The 21,930-nt window shown below is 64.2% G+C and carries 9 protein-coding genes; 2 read left to right on the top strand and 7 right to left on the bottom strand.

From position 1 onward, the window contains the following. Window positions 1-347: 347 nt before the first annotated feature. Window positions 348-1,721 (bottom strand): MFS transporter, encoded by a 1,374-nt coding sequence (locus JV551A3_RS18410; RefSeq protein WP_133971526.1) that lies wholly within the window; start codon window positions 1,719-1,721, stop codon window positions 348-350. Window positions 1,722-2,009: 288 nt separating this feature from the next. Between JV551A3_RS18410 and quiC the strand changes: the two genes are divergently transcribed. After that, window positions 2,010-3,917, top strand: coding sequence for a 3-dehydroshikimate dehydratase QuiC (quiC, locus tag JV551A3_RS18400; protein WP_133971530.1), 1,908 nt, complete (start codon window positions 2,010-2,012; stop codon window positions 3,915-3,917). A gap of 143 nt (window positions 3,918-4,060) precedes the next feature. Here quiC and JV551A3_RS18395 read toward each other — a convergent pair whose 3' ends face one another. The 5 genes from JV551A3_RS18395 to JV551A3_RS18370 all read right to left on the bottom strand — a co-directional run bounded on the left by JV551A3_RS18395 (window position 4,061) and on the right by JV551A3_RS18370 (window position 10,256). Then, on the bottom strand, window positions 4,061-4,729 hold the full coding sequence (locus JV551A3_RS18395) for a class I SAM-dependent methyltransferase (protein WP_133971532.1): 669 nt from the start codon (window positions 4,727-4,729) through the stop codon (window positions 4,061-4,063). Window positions 4,730-4,774: 45 nt separating this feature from the next. After that, complete coding sequence (locus JV551A3_RS18390) at window positions 4,775-5,638, bottom strand: sensor domain-containing diguanylate cyclase (protein WP_133971534.1); 864 nt, start codon at window positions 5,636-5,638, stop codon at window positions 4,775-4,777. Window positions 5,639-5,842: 204 nt separating this feature from the next. Beyond that, entirely contained in the window at window positions 5,843-7,171 is a 1,329-nt protein-coding gene (locus JV551A3_RS18380; RefSeq protein WP_133971538.1) for a TolC family outer membrane protein, read from the bottom strand. Between the two features lies 1 nt (window position 7,172). After that, complete coding sequence (locus JV551A3_RS18375) at window positions 7,173-8,513, bottom strand: HlyD family type I secretion periplasmic adaptor subunit (protein WP_133979027.1); 1,341 nt, start codon at window positions 8,511-8,513, stop codon at window positions 7,173-7,175. Between the two features lie 6 nt (window positions 8,514-8,519). Next, window positions 8,520-10,256: a type I secretion system permease/ATPase gene (locus tag JV551A3_RS18370; RefSeq protein ID WP_133971542.1), complete on the bottom strand. Its 1,737-nt coding sequence runs from the start codon at window positions 10,254-10,256 to the stop codon at window positions 8,520-8,522. Window positions 10,257-10,804: 548 nt separating this feature from the next. On the opposite strand from JV551A3_RS18370, the gene JV551A3_RS18365 reads away from it, so the two are divergent. Next, a complete protein-coding gene (locus JV551A3_RS18365) occupies window positions 10,805-21,559 on the top strand; it encodes a peroxidase family protein (protein ID WP_133971544.1) in 10,755 nt (3,584 codons plus the stop codon). Window positions 21,560-21,712: 153 nt separating this feature from the next. Here JV551A3_RS18365 and JV551A3_RS18360 read toward each other — a convergent pair. Next, on the bottom strand, window positions 21,713-21,930 hold a 218-nt coding region (locus JV551A3_RS18360; protein WP_205125957.1), incomplete at its 5' end, for a fumarate hydratase C-terminal domain-containing protein.

Below are 21,930 nucleotides of genomic sequence, written 5' to 3'. Positions count from 1 at the left end.
TGTCGAACAGCTCTGGGCGCGCCTGCAGGAAGTGGTCAAGGGCTGAAACTGCCGGCGCCGCTTTGCGGCCCTATCGCCGGCAAGCCAGCTCCCACAGGAACGCACAACGCCTGAAGCCTGTGCGGCTCCTGGGGGAGCAACTGACTTGTATATTTCTTCAAGCCAGCACTGGCCCTTGTAGGAGCGGCCTTGTGTCGCGATGGGCCGCGCAGCGGCCCCGACAATCTTTGCTGCGAAGCTGAAAATCTGGGGCCGCTTCGCGCCCCATCGCGACACAAGGCCGCTCCTACAGGTATTTGCACATGGCTTGCCGGCGATAGGGCTGCAGAGCAGCCCCCTGCAATCGATCAGTGGCTCACCGCCTGAAAGCTCCCTTTTCGGCTAGCTTCATACGCGGTCTTGTCCATCGGCTTGGCATCCGGGTTACCCAGGTCTTCCATCGCCAGGCGATGGGTTTCCGGGGCAATGTACGCTGCCAGGGCGCACACGCAGGTGATGAAGAACGCCAGCCCACCGACTACCAGCGGAATGTTGTCCGAGCCGGGCGGGGCAACCAGGGCGAACAGTGCCGGCAGCATGGCGGTCAGCATGGTGCCGATGTTCTGTGCGATGGCCATGGCCGAAACGCGGTAGCGGGTGTGGAACAGCTCTGGGTAGAAGCTTGGGAACACCGCGTTGTAACCCTGGTACACCATGCCCCACATCACGATCGACGAGGCGAACGCCAGCGGTACGTTCTGGATGCTGATCGCGTACAGATAGACGAAGGCCAGCAGGCCCGAGCCCAGACAGCCGGTGATCATGGTCGGGCGCCGGCCGATCTTGTCGGACAGGTTGCCGACAAACGGAATCACCAGCACCGCGACGATGTTGCCGACTACCGGAATCCACAGGTACACGCTCTTGTCGAAGCCGATGCCATAGGCCGGCTGCACCGCGTAGGCCGCACCGAAGATGGTCGCTACCACAGGGATCACGTTCATCAAGGCCATGAACATGACCAGCACCATGTGCTTCCAGCTGTGGCGGAAGGCCTCGCTGATCGGCGACCTGGCGACTTTGTCCTGCTTCTCTTCCTTCACGAATGCCGGGGTTTCGTGCACTTCCTTCCGGATGATGAAACCGGCGATCAGCACGATGGCACTCATCAGGAACGGAATGCGCCAGCCCCAGTCGTTGAAGGCTTCGCTGGGCATGAAGTAGGCCAGAGGCAGGAACACCGCCGCCGCCAGCACCTGGCCAGCCTGCACGCCTTGCAGGGTGAAACTGGCGTAGTAGCCCCGTCGACCGAATGGCGCATGCTCCATGATCATCGAACTGGCACCGGAGATTTCACCGGCCACGGCAAAGCCCTGGACCAGGCGCAGCAGCACCAGCAAGGCCGGGGCGAGCAGGCCGATGTCGTGGTAGGTGGGCAGCAGGCCAACGGCCATGGTCGACAGGCCCATCAGGAACATGCACAGCAGCAGTACGTTCTTGCGGCCGCGGGTGTCACCCCAGTGGCCCAGCACGAAGGCGCCGACCGGGCGCGCCAGGTAACCCACGCCGTAGGTGGCCAGCGAGGCAATGATGGCCATTTTCGGGTCGGTGTTGGGGAAGAAGATCTGCGGGAAAATCAGCGCAGCGGCCTGGGCGTAGATGAAGAAGTCGTAGTACTCGAGTGCCGAGCCTATCCATCCACTGGCGGTCGCTTTCTTGGCTTGAGAGCTGGAGTGAGCCATCGTTGTCTCCGTTGTTATTGTTGTTAGCGCAGGTTCCGCCGGAGGTAAGCCAAGGCAGGAGGCAATGGTCGGTGTGCCTGCGTCTGTGGATCATGTTGACCACGGTCCAGCGGACTGGCAATTCGCTAAATCGGGTATTGTGCGATAATCGAACGCAAAACTAACCATTCCGTACAAAGAGATTGAAGCGACGACTTTACCTGCGAATAATCGAACGTGCCATAAACTGTGACAGTGGTTTTTTACCTGTCTGGCACCGTATCCCTCTAACAACAAGGAACTCCCGCCATGCAGCGTTCGATCGCTACCGTGTCCTTGAGCGGCACCCTGCCGGAAAAGCTCGAAGCCATCGCCGCCGCCGGTTTTGACGGCGTCGAGATCTTCGAAAACGACCTGCTCTATTACGCTGGCAGCCCGCGCCAGGTACGGCAGATGTGCGCAGACCTGGGTATTGCCATCACCCTGTTCCAGCCGTTCCGCGATTTCGAGGGCTGCCGCCGCGACCGCCTGCAGAAAAACCTCGACCGTGCCGAGCGCAAGTTCGACCTGATGCAGGAACTGGGCACCGACCTGGTGCTGGTATGCAGCAACGTCCAGGCCGATGCCCTGGGAGAAGAACAACTATTGGTCGACGACCTGCGCCTGCTGGCCGAGCACGCCGGCAAGCGCGGCCTGCGCATTGGCTACGAAGCCCTGGCCTGGGGCCGCCACGTCAACACCTACCAGCAAGTCTGGAACCTGGTGCGCCAGGCCGACCACCCGGCCCTCGGGGTGATCCTCGACAGCTTCCACACCTTGTCGCTCAAGGGCGACCCGAGCGCGATCCGCGACATCCCTGGCGACAAGATCTTCTTCGTGCAAATGGCCGACGCGCCGATCCTGGCCATGGATGTGCTGGAGTGGAGCCGCCACTTCCGCTGCTTCCCGGGGCAGGGCGAGATGGACATGGCCGGTTTCCTGGCGCCAATCCTTGCCACCGGTTACCGTGGGCCGCTGTCGCTGGAAATCTTCAACGACGGCTTCCGCGCCGCACCGCCCCGGCAGAATGCCGCCGACGGCCTGCGTTCGCTGCTGTACCTCGAAGAGCACACCCGCCTGCGCCTGGAGCAGGAAGGTACCTCGATCGAGCCCGGTGTGCTGTTTACACCACCGGCGGCCAGTGCCTATGACGGCGTAGAGTTCCTTGAATTTGCAGTCGACGAAGCCGTCGGCGCGCGCCTGGGCAGTTGGCTGAAGCGTCTGGGCTTTGCCGAAGCCGGCAAGCACCGCAGCAAAGAAGTGCAGTTGCTGCGCCAGGGCGATATCAACATTGTGCTGAACGCCGAACCCTATTCTTTCGGCCACAACTTCTTCGAGGCCCACGGGCCGTCGCTGTGCGCCACCGCGCTGCGAGTCAAGGACCAGCAAGCCGCCCTGAAGCGCGCCACCGCCTTCCGTGGCCAGCCGTTCCGTGGCCTGGTCGGGCCCAACGAGTGCGAAGTGCCGGCGGTACGTGCGCCAGATGGCAGCCTGCTGTACCTGGTGGAGCAGGGCACTGCCGGCCAGACCCTGTACGACACCGACTTCAGCCTGGACAAGAACGCCAGCGCCACCGGCGGCCTGCGCCGTATCGACCACATGGCCCTGGCCCTGCCGGCCGAGTCGCTGGACAGCTGGGTGCTGTTCTACAAGAGCCTGTTCGATTTCGCTGCGGACGACGAAGTGGTGCTGCCGGACCCTTATGGCCTGGTCAAGAGCCGCGCCCTGCGTAGCCAGTGCGGCACCCTGCGCCTGCCGCTGAACATCTCGGAAAACCGCAACACCGCCATCGCCCATGCGCTGTCCAGCTATCGCGGTTCGGGCGTGCATCACATCGCCTTCGATTGCGACGACATCTTCCGCGAGGTGGCGCGGGCCAAACTGGCAGGGGTACCGTTGCTGGAGATCCCGCTGAACTACTACGACGACCTGGCGGCGCGTTTCGACTTCGACGACGAGTTCCTCAGCGAACTGGCCTACTACAACGTGCTGTACGACCGCGATGCCCAGGGAGGTGAGCTGTTCCACGTGTATACCGAGCCGTTCGAAGAGCGTTTCTTCTTCGAGATCATCCAGCGTAAAGGGGGATATGCAGGTTACGGTGCGGCCAACGTCGCGGTGCGCCTGGCGGCCATGGCCAAGGCCCGCAGCGGGGCGGCGCGCAAGCCGGTCCTCTGAACCCGGTGCGGTCGGTGTAGGAGCGGCCTTGTGTCGCGATGGGCCGCAAGGCGGCCCCAGGATTTCAGCGGTGCTGCTTGAACTTGGGGCCGCTTTGCGGCCCATCGCGACACAAGGCCGCTCCTACACCGACCGCGTATGCTTCAAGGCCGCTCAGCCACCATTAGCAACGACTGCGGCAGCGCACTCTGCGGGTGCTGTGGCTCCTGCAAGCTCACCAGCCGCAACCCCGCCATGTCCAGCGCATTCAGCCAACTGGCCAAGGTGCGGAAGTACCACGGCATCACCTGCCAATCCCCGGCGAACCCGGCAAACGACTCCTCCCGCCAGCCATCCTGGTAATCCCCATCCGCCACGCCCCACGGATGCAGGGTCTGGATCACCAGCGCACCGCCGGGCACCAGCAACGCATTCATCGCCGTCAGCAGTGGGATGATGTCCTGCTGCAACAGGGCGAAGTTGGCACAGATCAGGTCATAGTCCTTGCCGACACAGGCCTGCCCAGCGGCCAGCTGTGCGTAGCTGGCCAGGTGCACCTCGGCGGAGCCCGCAGCGCGCGCGGCATCCACCAGCGCCCGGTCACCGTCCACTCCTACCGCCTCCACACCCCGGTCGCCCAGCGCGCGCAGCAGCCAGCCTTCACCACAGCCCAGGTCGAGCACCCGTTCGGGCTGGCGGCCCAGAATGGCCAGCAGGATGGCCTGGTCGGTGACCTGGCGACGGCTCTCGATACTGCCGCTGCGCACCGCATCGATCCAGGCCTGGGCGTTGTGCTGCCAGCTGTCGAGCAAGGCGTCTTCAGGGTTGCGCATGGTCATCTCCGTTGTGCTCGATTCCGCCTGCGGCCGCCAGAGCGCTCAGCCGGCCGCAGTGCGCTGTCGCTTGATCCGGTACATATCGCCATCGGCATGGCGCAGTAGCATGTCGGCATCGTTGCCGTCCTCGGGGAAACGCGCCACGCCAATGCTGCAGGATGGCGCGCCGATGCCCGCAAACTCGGCGCCGAGTGGCTCGGCCATGGCTGCCAGGATGCGTGCCACCTGCTCGGCAATGGCCTCTGGCGACGCGTAGTCGGTCAGTAGCACGGTGAACTCGTCACCGCCCATCCGCGCCACTGTATCGGTAGCACCTACGCAACCTTCCAGGCGCCGCGCCAAGGTGCAGAGCACCCGGTCACCCACGCTGTGGCCGTGATTATCGTTGATGTCCTTGAAGTCATTGATATCGATGAACAGCAACGCAAGCGGTTGGTTGTGGTGGCGGGCCGCGGCGAGGGCAGTATCCAGCCGCTCGTTGAACATGGCCCGATTGGCCAGGCGGGTGAGTGGATCATGATGGGCCAGGAAGCGCAGCTCCTCCTCGGCCTGGCGCTGGGCGGTGACATCCCGCGCCACACCGATGCGGGCATTGGCCTCATCGGACCAGGAGGCCGCCCACAGGATATGCACGATATCGCCATCCTTGCGGATGTAGCGGTTGCGGAAGTCGTAATGGGGTTGGCCGTTCATCACCCGCACGATCGATGCGCGGGTGATCGCCAGGTCGTCAGGGTGCATGTAGTCGGTGATCGGCGTGCCGATCAGTTCGCAGGCCCGGTAGCCCAGCAGCGCCTCGCAGGCATCGCTGACGAAAACGATCTGGTTGTCCCTGTCGACCACGAACACCGTGTCCAGCATCAGGTGGATCAGCCTGGGGTATAACGCTTGGAGGTCTACGGGCATGGGGCAGGGCGTCCGCGGCGGGGTGACCGATCATAGCCTGAAATGGAACAAATTGCGGTAGGCGCCGCAAACCCTACGGGAGCTGAATGAATGTACCGTACCTGTGGGAGCGGGTTTACCCGCGAACACCGGCGAAGCCGGTGCCACCCACCGCGTCGCCTGCTTCGCGGGTAAACCCGCTCCCACAGGGCACCCGGTTTGCTATCAATTGGTTACCAATAGCTCCGGCCCCAGGTAGTCGTTGATCTGCTCGATATCATCATCCCCAAGGTTACCCACCGATGACGCCAGGCGCAGCCGCGACATCAGGTAGTTGAGCTTGGCCTCGAACAGGTCGTGGCGGGCGTCAAACAGCAGTTCCTCGGCATTGAGTACATCCGAGTTGGTGCTGGTGCCGCCTTCCCTGAAACCCTTGCGGGCCGAAAGCAGCGAGCGTTCGTTGGACGCCACGGCCTTTTCCAGCGCCTGAATGCGCAAGGCGCCACTCTGCACGCCGCGGTACTCGCGGGTGGTGCCGGAGATCACTTCCTGGCGCGTGGCGTCCAGTTCATCCAGGGCCTTGGAACTGTTGGCGCTGGCCTGGCGGGTGAGGGCGCTGGTGCTGCCACCGCTGTACAGCGGAATGTTCAGCTCCAGCCCGATCGAACTGTAGTGGTTGCGCTGGTTCAGTTCGGAAATCGACTGGCTGCTACCGGCGGTATAGCCCGCCACGAAATCCAGGGTCGGCCAGTGCCCGGCGCGGGCGCGTTTCACTTCTTCTTCGGCCAGCTCGTAGCTGTGCCGGCGCGCATGGATCAGCGGGCTGTCGGCCTGGGCCTTGACCAGCCAGTCCTGCAGGTTGCCCGGCATCAGCGGCGGGGTGCTGAAGCCCGGCTGCAAGGTGGTCAGCGACTCCGGCGTTTCACCGATGTATTCCTCCAGCTTGCGGCGGGCGTTGACCAGGTTGTCCTGGGCCTCGATCAGGTCGGCCTCGGCCAGGTCGCGACGGGCCACCGACTCGTCGATGTCGGTGATGGTGCCGGCACCCAGCTCCATGCGCCGCTTCGCCGAGGCCAATTGCTCTTCGAAGGCATTCAGCTTGGCTTTGGCCAGGGTGATGGTTTCGCTGGCCAGCAATACATCGAAGTAGGCTTCGGCCAGGCGCACCGCGGCGTCCTGGCTCTTGGCATCGAACACCGCCACGCTGTAGTCGGCACGTTGCTGGCCCTGGCGGTATTCGGCCATCTTCTGCTTGTTGAACAGCGGTTGGCGCAAACGCACGTTGGCGCCCTTGGAGTCATAGTCCAGGTCGCTGTCCCGGCCATTCTGGCGCTGGCTGCCATCGACCTTGTTGAAGTAGCCGGCAGCGTTGATCTGCGGCAGCAGGCCGGCCTGGCCGATGGCGCGGTTCTCGCTGCCGGCTTCTTTCTCGTGCACCGCGGCGCGGTAGATCGGGCCTTGGTACTGCAGCAGGTCCCAGGCTTGCTTCAGGTCCATGGCACTGGCCTGTACGGACAACCCCAACAGGCACAACATCAGGCACGGGTGATTCATGTCATTGCTCCTTGAACGAGGCGTCCACGCGTTCGAGCATCGGCTTGAGCAGGTAGCTGAGCAGGTTGCGCTCGCCGGTCTTGATGGTGACGGTGGCCGGCATGCCGGGGCGGATGTGGTTGCTGCCCAGCAGGCCCATGCCGTTCTGCGTCACTTCCACCTGGGCCAGGTAGTACGGCTGCTTGCTTTCTTCGTCCATCAGGCGGTCGGCGGAAATGGTCATGACCCGTCCCGGAATATTCGGCGTCTTCGCATGGTTGAAGGCCGGGAAGGCGAGGTCCACGTCCAGGCCGGGCACCATCTTGTCGATCGCCTGCACCGGGATCATCGCGTCGACCTGCAACGGCTGGTCGAGCGGCACCACCTCCATGATCTTGGCCCCAGGCTGGATGATGCCGCCGACCGTGGCGATGCTCAGGGCCTGGACCATGCCGTCGATCGGCGAGCGAATCACTGTATGGGTCACTTCATAGTCCAGCGCGCGCAAGCGATCGGCCAAGGTGGTGTTCTCCTTGGCGGTATCGGTCAGTTGCGATTCCACCTCCTTGAGGTAATCGTGCTGGCGTTGCAGGATGCGCAGCTTGATCTCGGTGGCCTGGCTGCGCGCCCGGGCAATGTTGTTGAGGTTTTCGGCCTGGCCGGCGGACAGGTCGGCATTGTTGCGCTCCAGCTCCAGCAGGCGGTTGCGTGGCACATAACCTTCGGCGGCCAGCACGCGTGTACCTTGCAGCTCCTGGTTGAGGAAGCCGATCTGCGAGGCGCGTGCGCCGTACACCTGCTGCAGGCCCTTGAGCTGCACCGCCGTGGCGGCCAGGTTTTCCTCGAGGATGCTCAGTTCACCGGCAAGGCCCGCGCGGCGTGTATCGAGCAGGCGCTGTTGCAGGTCCATGGCTGCCAGCAGGCGTGGGTCGCTGCGGTAGTGCTCGAGCAGGGCAGGGTCGAAGGTGACTGTGTCGCGGCCGTCGCGCTCGGCTTCCAGGCGGTTTTCCACGGTCTTGCTGACGATGTACTGGGCACTGATCGCGCCCTGTTCTGCCACCGCGCGCAGGGCGTCCAGGCGTACCACCTCCTGGCCTTTCTTCACCCTGTCGCCTTCACGCACCAGGATCGCCTCGACCGTGCCGCCGGTCAGGTGCTGCACCGCCTTGCGGTTGCTGGTGACCTTGACCGTGCCGGTGGCGACCACCCCTGCGTCCAGTGGCGCCAGGCACGACCACAGCAGGAAACCGCCAAAGCCGGCAATGACCATCCATACGCCCCAGCGTGCCGGCCGGCCCATGTCCAGGTCGATACTGTTGCGGGCCTCGGCGGGAATCAATTCGGTGTGTTGGGTCATCTGCATGATCGATCACTCCCGTACTTTTACCGAGGCCAGCGGCGCTGCGGTCGCCGCCGGGATCACGCTGGCCTTGCGCAGCGCAGCGAACACTTCGTCGCGGCTGCCGAGCATGTGCACGGTACCGTCACGCAGCATCAGCACCTTGTCGACCGCGCACAGTACATTGGGCCGGTGGGAAATCAGGATTACCGTGGCCCCGCGCGCCTTGAGTTCGGCTAGCGCATCGACCAGGGCCTTTTCGCCAACGTCATCAAGGTTGGCGTTGGGCTCGTCCAGCACCACCAGGTTCGGCTCGCCGTACAGCGCACGGGCCAGGGCGATGCGCTGCTTCTGGCCGCCGGACAGCGGGCTGCCGTCGGCGGCCAGGCGGGTGTCGTAACCCTGCGGGAAGCGCAGGATCATGTCGTGCACGCCGCTGCTGCGGGCAGCGCGGATCACCGCTTCGCTGTCCACTTCGGTGAAGCGTGCGATGTTCTCGGCGATGGTGCCCTCGAACAACTCCACGTCCTGCGGCAGGTAGCCGAGCCACGGGCCGAGTTCGGCCTTGTTCCAGGTGAAGATGTCGGCGCCGTCCAGGCGCACCTTGCCGGCCTGGGTCGGCCACACGCCTACCAGCAGGCGGGCGAGGGTGGACTTGCCTGAGGCGGAGGGGCCGATGATGCCCAGGCTTTCACCCGGGACCAGGCTGAAGCTCACCCCGCGCACGATGCTATTGCTGGTGCCGGGGGCGCCGGCGACCACGTTTTCCACGGCCAGCATGCCCATTGGCCGCTGCAGCGACATGCTCGGTGGCCGCTGCGGGTAGTCGTGCAGCAGGTCGTTGAGCCGGCCCCAGGCGGAACGGCAGCCCAGCAGCTGCTTCCATGCGGCAATCACCTGCTCCACCGGGGCCAGGGCGCGGCCGGTGAGGATCGAGCAGGCGATCATCATGCCGGGGGTGATCTTGCCTTCGATCGCCAGCAGTGCGCCGGCACCGAGGATCACCGACTGCAAGGTAATGCGCACGAAACGCCCGGTGCTGCTGATCACCGCAGCACGGTCCGAGGCCAGGGTCTGCATCTGCAGGATGCGTAAATGGCCCTGGTACCAGCGCTTGCCGATCGCCGGCAGCATGCCCATGGCTTCGATCACTTCGGCGTTGCGCAGGTTGTTGTTGGCGTAGCTGGCCGACGCCAGGGCTGCCTGGTTGGCCTCGGCCAAGGGTTTTTGCGTAGCCTTCTCGGTGAGGTAGGCCAGGCCCACCAGGATCAGCGAGCCGATCAGCGTTACCAGCCCCAGCAGTGGATGGATCAGGTAGCAGACCAGCAGGTAGATCGGTGTCCAGGGGGCATCGAAGAAGGCGAACAGGCCGTTGCCGGTCAGAAACTGACGCACCTGCGCAAGGTCCTGCAGGGCCTGGGCCGGGTTGCCGCCGGCGCGGCTCAGGTTGCGTTCGAAGGCTGCGCTGAAGATGCGCCGGTTGAGGTCCATGTCGAGGAAGTTGCCGACCCGAATCAGTACGCGGGTGCGGACCATCTCCAGGGCCGACATCAGCATGAACAAGCCGATCACAAGCAGGGTAAGCATCGACAGGGTAGTGACATTGCGGCTGACCAGGGCTCGGTCGTACACCTGCAGCATATAAATTGCTGGCGTCAACATCATGACGTTTATCACGCCGCTGAAGGCGGCCAGGGCAAAAAAGCTGCGGCGCAGGCGAAACAACACCTCAGCCAGCTCGGAACGGGTGCGTGGCGGCTTGTGCATCGGGAGCCTCCCTTTATCACAATCGGGAAGCCCTTGCGGCGGCCCGTACAGCGGTAGTTGTGGCTTCTGGTCGGCTCGCAGGCGGGTCGCTCTCAGGGCGAATGGTCCAAAACGCTGCGTTGCTCCCACATGCAGCAGCGTAGGTTGCACTGAAACACTCGGTAATATCTTTTTGCTCTATAAAATCTTTGAACTTTTCATAAGTGCCATTAAAAACAGCGAGTTGTATCGCGTTATCAATGCCGAACGAATTTTTTGACGGGATATTGACAAGCTTTTCTTCTGCGACTTTAGTCTGATGTATTCGGACCCTGTGCGAGCTGGGGTCGATGCATGTGCGGTGCCTACCTGTATCGCACCGTTTACAAGGTTCCCGCCGTTACTGTGGGAGCCGGCTTGCCGGCGATGAGGCCAGTGGCGACAACACAGCACCGTAGTGCCCAACTGCCCCAGAACCCAGAATCAGAAACTGCGCACGTCACACTGACTGGGCGCGGGAAGGACCCTGTTGCCCTGAGTCATCTCCCGACAGATCGAGGGCAATTGAAATGGCAGATTTCAGCAAGTCGGACCTGGAGTTCATCCTCCAGCAGATCTTCATCGCCGAAGCCCATGCCGATGGCACCAGCCTGATCGACCTGCTGCCCAACAGCCAGGTACCGTTCGGCCTGCGTACCGTGGACGGCAGCTACAACAACCTGGTGACCGGGCAGAGCGAGTTCGGCGCCGCCGACAATTCGTTCCTGCGCCTGCTCAGCCCATCCTTCAGCGGCGACTATGCCGGCACCGGCACGGTTACCGACTCGCAACCGCGCACCATCAGCAACCTGATCGTCGACCAGACGGCGAACAACCCGGCCGCGGTCGAAGCCAATGGCGGCGCCGCCCCGGTGATCAGCCCCGGCATAGACGGGGTGTTCGGCACCGCAGACGACACGGAAGTGTTCTTCATCCCCAACGTGTCGCCCGACGTTGGCCTGACCGCCGGCTTCAATGCCTGGATGACCTTCTTCGGCCAGTTCTTCGACCACGGCCTGGACCTGGTCACCAAGAGCAGCACCGACTTCGTGTTCATCCCGCTGCAGCCGGACGACCCGCTGTTCGTCGAGGGCAGCCCGACCAACTTCATGGTGCTGCCGCGCGCCGTGCGCACTGCTGGCGCCGATGGCGTGGTGGGTACTGCCGACGATGGCCAGACCAACACCACCTCGCCGTTCGTCGACCAGAGCCAGACCTACAGCTCGCACCCCTCGCATCAGGTGTTCCTGCGTGAGTACACGCTCAATGCCGCAGGTGACCCGGTAGCCACCGGGCGGCTCATCACCAACCGGGACCTGGGCGCCGATGGCCGCTTCGGCACCGCCGACGATGGCAACAGTGAAAGCGGTGGCATGGCCACCTGGGCAGTGGTCAAGGCTCAGGCCCGCGACCTGCTCGGTATCAACCTGACCGACGCCGACGTGCACAGCGTGCCACTGCTGGCCACCGACCCCTACGGCAACTTCCTGCGCGGCCCCAACGGCATGCCGCAGGTGGTGATGCGCGTGAACAACGGTGCCGACGGCATCGCCGGTACCGCCGACGACGTCACCACGCTGGTCGAAGGCAACCGCGACGCGCCGATCAGCCTGGCCAATGCCGTGAGCACCGGGCATGGCTTCCTTGACGACATCGCTCACAACGCCGCGCCGGTGATCGTGAATGGTGTGCTGCAGGCCGACGCCGATGTTGCGGTCGGCAATGCGCAGCCAACCGGGCCTGGCGGCAACAACCTGACCTACGACAACGAACTGCTCGACGCCCACTACATCGCCGGTGACGGCCGGGTGAACGAGAACATCGGCCTGACCGCCGTGCACCACGTGTTCCATTCCGAGCACAACCGCCTGGTGCAGCAGACCAAGGACACCCTGCTGGCCTCCGGTGACCTGGCGTTCCTCAACCGGTGGCTGATCGATGATGTCACTGCCATCCCCACCACGCCCGCCGAAATCGCCGCGCTGGTCTGGGACGGCGAGCGTCTGTTCCAGGCTGCCAAATTCGGCACCGAGATGCAGTACCAGCACCTGGTGTTCGAAGAGTTCGCCCGCACCATCCAGCCGCAGATCGACGAGTTCCTCGCTCCCAACGGCTACGACACCTCGATCGACCCGGCCATCCTCGCCGAGTTCGCCCACGTGGTTTACCGCTTCGGCCACTCGATGCTGACCGAAACCGTGGACCGCTTCGACCCGGCGTTCGCCACGGTGGACGGCGACCCGCAGCTCGGCCTGATCGCCGCCTTCCTCAACCCGCTGGCCTTCGCCGGCAGTGGCGCCACCGCCGACGAAGCGGCCGGCGCGATCATCCGTGGCGTCACCCGTCAGCTGGGCAACGAAATCGACGAGTTCGTCACCGAGGCGCTGCGCAACAACCTGCTCGGGTTGCCGCTGGACCTGCCTGCGCTGAACATCGCCCGTGGCCGTGACACTGGCATCCCTACCCTGAACGAGGCGCGCCGCGAGTTCTATGCCATGACTGGCGACAGCCAGCTCAAGCCATACATCAGCTGGGCCGACTTTGCCGACCACCTCAAGCATCCGGCGTCGCTGATCAACTTCATCGCCGCCTACGGTACCCACGCCACCATCACCGGAGCGGACACCGAAGCGGCCAAGCGCGCCGCCGCCGTGGCGCTGGTGCTTGGTGGTGAAGGCGCGCCAGCGGACCGCCTGGACTTCCTCAACGGCACCGGCGCCTATGCCAATGTGACACTGGCTGGCGCGGACGGCATCGCCGGCACCGCCGACGACATCACCGGGGTGACCGTGACCGGCGTCGATGACATCGACTTCTGGGTCGGTGGCCTGGCCGAGCAGAAAATGCCGTTCGGCGGCATGCTCGGCTCCAGCTTCAACTTCGTCTTCGAAACCCAGCTGGAAGCCCTGCAGAACGGCGACCGGTTCTATTACCTTTCGCGCACCGCGGGCATGAACTTCGGCACCGAACTGGAGAACAACTCCTTCGCCAAGCTGATCATGCTCAACTCCGATGTCACCCACCTGTCCAACACCGTGTTCCTCACGCCCACCTTCACCTTGGAGGTGGACCAGACCAAGCAGTTCACCGGGCTGGGGGCCGATGGCCGGGCTGACCCTACGGGTGGGATCGAGATCAATGGGGTGGAGATCGTACCGCTGGTGATCCGCGACAACCCCGATACCGTGGGCACCGACACCAACTTCCTGCATTACACCGGCGAAGACCACGTGGTGCTGGGCGGCACCGCCGGCAACGACATCATCATCTCTGGCGACGGCGACGATACTGTCTACGGCGACGCCGGCAACGACACCCTTGAAGGCGGCGCGGGCAATGACGCGGTGCTGGGCGGTGCCGGTGACGACATCATCACCGACTCCTTCGGCGACAACCGCCTGGAAGGCAACGATGGCAACGACGTGATCGTTGCCGGCAGCATGCTGGCGGCCGGCAACCTGATCCTGGGTGGCAACGGCCAGGACTTCATCATCACCACCGAAGACATCAGCACCACCTTCGGCGGCCAGGGCGACGACTTCATCCTCGGCGCCAAGACCAACCTGCCACCTACCGGCAACGAGGGCGACGACTGGATCGAGAAGGGCACCCAGGACGGTGCGCCCGGCGACAACTTTGCGCCTCTGCTGGGTGACGAAGTGATCGGCAACGACATCTTCGTCGGTGGCGGTGGCTTCGACGAGATGATCGGTGAGGGCGGCGACGACATCTTTGTCGGCAGCGATGCCCAGGACAAGATGGACGGCATGTCCGGCTTCGACTGGATTACCAACAAGAATGACCAGGTCGGCGTCACCGTCGACTTGACCTTGGCTGCCCTGGCTCAACCCCATGGCAACGCTCCGAACCAGAACACCGGTATCTTCAACCCGGTCGGCGCCTCGCCGGCTTCCATCCTCGACCGCTTTGCCGAGGTCGAGGGCGTGTCCGGTTCGAACTTCGCCGATGTGCTCAAGGGCGATAATGTCGATGCCGTGACCATCCTCAACCACGGTGGTGCCACCGGCAGTGCGCTGACCAACGTCGCGCTGATTCGTGGCCTGCAGCAGTTCCTGGCCGATGCCGGGTTGCCGACCACCGGCTTTGCCACCGGCAACATCATGCTGGGCGGCAACGGCAGCGACCTGATCGAAGGCCGTGGCGGTGATGACCTGATCGACGGTGACAAGTGGCTCAACGTGCGCATTGCCGTGTATGCCCCGGGGGACGTCAACCACACCGGGCCTGAAATCGCCAGTTTCGACAGCATGGTCGACATGATCCCATTCATGCTCGACCGCACCTACAACCCCGGCCAGCTCAAGGCCGTGCGGGAAATCCTGCCCGGCACCTCGACGGGTGGCGCGGCGTTCGACACGGCGGTGTTCACGGGGCTGCAGAGCGAGTACACGGTGACGCAGAACACCAAAGGTACGCTCGACACCTCTGATGATGTGTGGACCGTGACCGACAACGTGGCGGGGCGCGATGGCGTCGATACCCTGCTGCACATCGAACGCCTGCAATTCGCCGACAGCCAGCGCGTGCTGGTGGAGGGGCTGAATGCGCAGCCTGTCGGTAGCCCGGCCGTTACCGACGGCAACGGCGGTGCGATCACCGTGGGCGATATGCTGACGGTGAATGTGGCCGGCGTGCGGGATGCCGACAACATCAGCGCTGGCAATCCGTTGGGCACGCTCGCCGACCGCTCGGTGTCCTACTACTGGCAGGTCGAGGCCACCCCGGGCAGTGGTGTGTTCGAGGATATCATCCTGCTGCCGGCCGGCGACCTGGCGTTCCAGAGCGCCGATGGCACCAACTTCAAGGTGTCGCCAGACCTGGCCGGGCTGAGCCTGCGGGTCAAGGCAATGTACCAGGACGCCCACGGCACCACCGAAGTGCTGTTCTCGCAGCCCACGACCGTGGTCCAGCCGGGTGCGCCTGTGGTACCCACGCCGGCCACACCGGTGGTGGATGCCACTGCCGGCGGCGCCGGCCTGCACATGGTGCGCTCCGACCTCAACTTCATCCTCGACCAGATCAAGATCGCCGAGGCCGACGCCAACGGGGCAGACATCCTCTCGCTGCTGCCCAACATCCGCGCGCCGCTGGGCCTGCGTGCGGTGGATGGCTCGAACAACAACCTGATGAACCTCAATGGCATCAACAACACCCAGTACGGTGCTGCCGACAATGTGTTCCCGCGCGTGACCGACCCGGTGTTCAACCCGGCCGAAGGTGCACCGGCCGGCTTCTTCGGCCCCGGCTCGCCGGCCATTCCGGGCTCATCGTATCAGCAGACCAGTGGTCCGGTGTTCGACTCGCAACCACGCACCATCAGCAACCTGGTCGTCGACCAGACTTCCAACAACCCGGCGGCCTATGCCACCGCGTATGACCCGGGTGCGGACGGTGTGCTCAACTTCGGAGCCGTGGGCAACGACGACGTGCTCAAGGACGGCGTGCGCATCGTCGCCAGCCCGGGCCTGGACGGCCAGTTCGGCACCGGCGACGACCACGACGTCTACCTGTTCGAGAACACCGCTGCCGATGCCGGCCTGTCCGCGCCGTTCAACGCCTGGATGACCTTCTTCGGGCAGTTCTTCGACCATGGCCTGGACCTGGTTACCAAGGGCGGTTCGGGCACCATCTACATCCCGCTGCAACCGGATGACCCGCTGTACGTGGAGGGCGGTTTCACCAACTTCATGGTGGTGACCCGTGCCACCAACCTGCCCGGGCCGGATGGCATCCTCGGCAACGCCGATGACATCCACGAGCACACCAATACCACCACCCCGTTCGTGGACCAGAACCAGACCTACAGCTCGCACCCTTCGCACCAGGTGTTCCTGCGTGGCTATGTGCTGACCGACGACGGGCCTGTCGCCACCGGGCGGCTGATCACCAACCGGGACCTGGGCGCTGATGGCCGCTACGGTACCGCTGACGACACCGAGATTGGCGGCATGGCGACCTGGAAGGTGGTCAAGGCCCAGGCCCGCGACATATTGGGCATCAACCTGACCGACGCCGATGTCGACAACGTACCGCTGCTGGCAACCGACGCCTACGGCAACTTCATCAAGGGGCCCAACGGCTTCCCGATGGTAATCATGAAAGGGGCTGACGGCATTGCTGGCACGGCTGACGACCAGCAGATCGAGGGCAACCCGCTGGCCCCGATCGACCTGACCAATGCCGTACGCACCGGTCACCAGTTCCTTGCCGACATCGCCCACAATGCCGTGCCGGTGTTCAGCAATGGCGTGCTGGTGCCTGATGCCGATACCGATGTAGGCAACGCCGTGCCAGTGAACCCGCAGACCGGCGCCAACCTGGCCTACGACAACGAACTGCTCGATGCGCACTACATCGCCGGCGACGGCCGGGTCAACGAGAACATCGGCCTGACTGCCGTGCATGCGATCTTCCACTCCGAGCACAACCGGCTGGTGGCGCAGACCATGGACACTGTGCTCGATTCGGGCGACCTTGCGTTCCTCAACGAGTGGCTGCTCAACCCGCTGACCGCGCTGCCGGCCAGTCAGGCCGAGATCGACGCGCTGGTGTGGAATGGCGAGCGGCTGTTCCAGGCCGCCAAGTTCGGTACCGAGATGCAGTACCAGCACCTGGTGTTCGAGGAGTTCGCCCGTACCGTGCAACCACGGGTCGACCTGTTCTTCGCGCCGACCCAGGTGTACGACGTAGACCTCGATGCGTCGATCGTGGCCGAGTTCGCGCACACCGTGTACCGCTTCGGCCACTCGATGCTGACCGAAACCGTCGACCGCTTCGATGTCGACTTCAACGTCATCCAGGACCCGGCCAGCGCCAACCCGGACCAGCAACTGGGCCTGATCGCGGCGTTCCTCAACCCGCTGGCGTATGCCGCCAGTGGCGTCACCCCCGAGGATGCCACCAGCGCCATCGTGCGCGGGGTCACCCGTCAGGCCGGTAACGAGATCGACGAGTTCGTCACCGAGGCGCTGCGCAACAACCTGCTCGGGCTGCCGCTGGACCTGCCGGCGATCAACATCGCGCGTGGCCGCGACGTCGGTATCCCTTCGCTGAACGCCGTGCGCCGGGACATCTATGCGCAAACCGGCGATACCCAGCTCAAGCCTTACACCAGCTGGGTCGACCTGGTGCAGCACCTGAAGCATCCGGAATCGCTGATCAACTTCATCGCCGCCTACGGCACCCACAGCACCATCACCGGGGCCACCACGTTGCTGGAGAAACGTGCGGCGGCCATGGCCCTGGTATTTGGTGGCGATGGCGCGCCAGCCGACCGCCTGGACTTCCTCAACAGCACCGGCGCCTACGCCAACGTCACCCTGCCTGGCAAGGATGGCGTGCTCGGCAACGCCGATGACCTGAGGGCGGTGACCGTGACCGGGGTCGATGCCATCGACCTGTGGATCGGTGGCCTGGCCGAAGCGAAAACCCCGTTCGGCGGCATGCTCGGCAGCACCTTCAACTTCGTGTTCGAGAACCAGATGGAGAAACTGCAGGACGGCGACCGCTTCTACTACCTGGAGCGCACCTCCGGCCTGTCGATGAACGCCGAGCTGGAAAGCAACTCGTTCGCCAAGCTGATCATGGCCAACACCTCGGCTACCCACCTGCCGGGCCTGGTGTTCTCCGACCCGGGCTTCTACCTGGAAGTGGACCGGAGCAAGCAGTTCAACGAAGGCCTGGGCAACCTCGACCCACTGGGCGAAAACGGCGAGCAGGTGGTGTTCCGCGACAGCCCGCTGACGGCAGGCCCGGACACCAACTACATCCGCTATGCCGGTGCCGAGCACATCGTGCTGGGCGGCACCGAGGGTAACGACATCCTGGTGTCCAGCGAGGGTGACGACACGGTCTGGGGCGATGGCGGCAACGACCGCATCGAGGGCGGCGACGGCAACGACCAACTGCGTGGCGGTGCCGGCGACGACATCATCAGCGACATGGGTGGCGACGACAACATCCAGGGCGGCGACGGCAACGATGTGCTGCACGGCGGTAATGGCGTCAACCTGATCATCGGTGGTTTTGGCAACGACTTCATCGTCACCGGTGAGGACGCCTCCGAAGCCATTGGCGGCCAGGGCAACGACTTCATCCTGGGCAGCAAGGCCAACGAACAGGACATGGGCAACGAAGGTGACGACTGGATCGAGAAGGGCACCTCGGACGGTGCCCCTGGCGACAACTTCGACCCGCTCGGCAACGACCCGATCATCGGCAACGACGTGTTCATCGGTGGCAACGAGAACGACAAGTTCAACGGTGAGGGCGGCGACGACATCATGGTCGGCAGCCTGGGCTTCGGTGACCGCTACATCGGTGGCTCCGGCTATGACTGGGCGACCTTCAAGGGCCTGGCCCAGGGCGTGACTGCCGACTTCAGCGACCGCTTCTTCGATGTGCCGCCGGTACCAGGTTCGGGCGCCTCTGCGCTGGTGCGCTTCGACATCATGGAAGGCTTGTCGGGCTCGGCTCATGGCGACTTCCTGCGTGGTGACAGCGAAACCTCTGCCACCTTGCCGACCAATGGCGCCAACGGTAGCGTGCTGACCAACATCAGCCTGATCAATGGCCTGTCCAGCCTGCTGGCCGCCGGTGCGACGTTCTACGACGGTGGCAACATCATCCTCGGTGGCAGCGGCAGTGACCTGATCGAAGGCCGTGGCGGCGACGATATCCTCGATGGTGACAAGTGGCTGAACGTGCGCATCAGCGTGCGTGCCAACAGCGACGGCACCGGCCCGGAAATCGCCAGCTACGACAGCATGGAGCCGATGGTGCCGCTGATGCTCAGGGGTACCTACAACCCGGGCCAACTGGTGATCGTCCGTGAAATCCTCAACGGCAGCAACAGTTACGACACGGCGGTGTTCTCGGGGGTGGCCACCGACTACAGCGTGGTGGTCGATGGCAACTCGGTGATCGTCACCGATTCGGTGGCCGGGCGTGATGGTGTCGATCGCCTGACCGGCATCGAGCGCCTGCAGTTCTCGGATGGCTCGCAAGCCTCCGGTGTGGGCACTGCGGTCAACGCCGGCCCCACCGGCAGCCTGGTGATCCTTGACGCTGCCACCGGCGTGCGTGACGACACACCGGTCAGCGGCCAGCTGCTGCGGGTCACCCCGCTGGCGGTACATGACGCGGACAACGTCAGCGCGACCAACCTGACCGGTGCGATCACCGGCCCGGTGGCGTACTACTGGCAAGTGGAGACCCTGCCAGGTTCGGGGGTCTATGAAGACATCACCTTTGTCGCTGCCGGCGAGGTTTCGCGAGCGGTCGGTACCACCTACCGGGTCACGGACGATGTGGCAGGGCAGAACATCCGCGTACGCGCGGTGTACCAGGACACCAAGGGCACGCTGGAAATCGTCGATTCGGCGCCGAACAACGCGCCGACCGCCGGGCCTACCGTGACCGGGTCGCTGGTGCAGAACCAGACGCTCACCGCCAACCCGGCAACCATTGTCGACGCTGACGGCCTGAGCAATCCGCGGTTCACCTTCCAGTGGCAGTCCAACCGGGGTACCGGCTGGGTCGACATTGCTGGCGCCATCAACAGCACCTTCCTCCTTACCCAGAACCAGGTGGGGCAGAACATGCGGGTGGTGGTCAGCTATGTGGATGACTTCGGTGTGCAGGAAAGCATCGCCTCTGACATCCTCGACCCGGTGGCCAACGTCAACGATGCACCCACCGGTGCCGTGCTGATCAGCGATACCACGCCAGACCAGGGCCAGACGCTGACCGCGCTCACCGGCAGTATCGCCGACCTGGACGGGCTGGGCGCGTTCAGATTCCAGTGGCAGCAGAACATTGGCGGCACCTTCAGCAACATCGCGGGTGCCACGGCTGCAACCTTTACCCCGGGCTTCGAGCAGGGTAACCGGCAGTTGCGGGTGGTCGTGAGCTACACCGACGCATTCGGCGCCCAGGAGTCGCTGACCTCGGCCGCGACTGCAGCGGTGGTACCGCCACCAAGCGTGGTGCTGGTCGGTACTGCCGGGGCCAACATCCTGACCGGCGGTGCGGGCAACGACACGCTTTCGGGGCTGGGCGGCAACGATGTGCTCAACGGCCTGGGCGGCGCCGATCAACTGTTCGGCGGTGATGGTAACGACATCCTCAATGGCGGTAACGACCCCGACAGCCTCGACGGCGGTGCCGGCAACGACACCCTCAACGGCGGGCTTGGTGCGGATGCCATGGTTGGCGGAGCGGGCAACGACACCTTCGTGGTCGACAACCTCGGTGACACCGTGAGCGAGGCGCTGAACGGTGGTGTCGACCTGGTGCAGACCACCCTTGCCAGCTATACCCTGGGTGCCAACGTCGAAAACCTGACCTTTACCGGGGCAGGCAACTTCACCGGTACCGGTAACACGCTGGCCAACACCATCACAGGTGGAGCTGGTAACGACCTGCTCAATGGCGGTGCCGGTATCGACCGCCTGGTCGGAGGCCTGGGCAACGACACCTATGTGGTGGATAACGCCGGGGATGTGGTGGTCGAGGCCACTGCGGCGGGTACGGATACCGTACGTGCCACAGCGGCCAGCTACACCTTGGGTGCCAACGTGGAGAACCTGACCTACATCGGGGCAGGCAACTTCACCGGTACCGGGAATGGCCTGGCCAACATCATCACCGGCGCGGCAGGCAACGATACGCTCAATGGCGATGCCGGCAACGACCAGTTGCTCGGCGGCCTGGGCACTGACACCCTGAACGGTGGCGCTGGCAACGACACCCTCGATGGCGGCGCCGGTAATGACTCGCTGTTCGGGGACACCGGCAACGACACCCTGCTGGGTGGAGCCGGCGCTGACAACCTTGACGGCGGCAACGGCGTCGATGTGCTGCAGGGTGGCGATGGCAACGACACGCTGTTTGGTGACGTTGGCAATGACACGTTGCAGGGCGGTGCCGGCAATGACTTCCTCAACGGTGGGGCGGGTAACGATACCGTCGTCGGCGGTGCCGGCAACGACACGATGATGGCCACTGATGGCAATGATGTCTTCCAGTTCGCTGCCGGCTTCGGCAATGACCTGATCATCAACTTCGACGCTGTCGCACAGGGTGGGCAGGACCGGATGGATATCGCTGCCTTCAACATCACCGCGGCCACCTTTGCCACCAACGTCACCGTCGCCGATGTCGGCAATGACACGCTGGTCAGCATCGGTACCGACACCATCCGCCTGGTAGGAGTGGCGGATGCGACCACGGTGACTGCAGCGGACTTCAACCTGGCAGGTTGAGGGCCTGGGAGGATGTGGCAAGGGCCGCTCTGCGGCCCATTCGCGGGCAAGGCCGCTCCCACAGGGATATCACTGCCCTCAGGCTTGGTGATAGCCCTGTAGGAGCGGCCTTGTGTCGCGATGGGCCGCAAAGCGGCCCCAGGTCGCAAGCAGCTACTTGATGAACCGCACCTGGCTGTTGATCTTCTCGATCACCGCCCCCTTGCGCTCGTTGAACCGGGCCTTGTTCTGCTCGAACAGGTTGTTGCCCTTGGTATCAATGGAGATAATCAACGGGCCGAACTCGCGCACGCGGTTCACCCACAGCGTCTCCGGCATGCCCAGGTCCTGCCATTCCGCACGCTCGATCTCTTCCACCTGGGTCGCCGCCA

It is taken from the genome of Pseudomonas inefficax (assembly GCF_900277125.1).
Taxonomy (GTDB): Bacteria; Pseudomonadota; Gammaproteobacteria; order Pseudomonadales; family Pseudomonadaceae; genus Aquipseudomonas; species Aquipseudomonas inefficax.
Note: the sequence above shows the minus strand (reverse complement) of the source record. Positions and strands in the feature narration are given on the sequence as shown.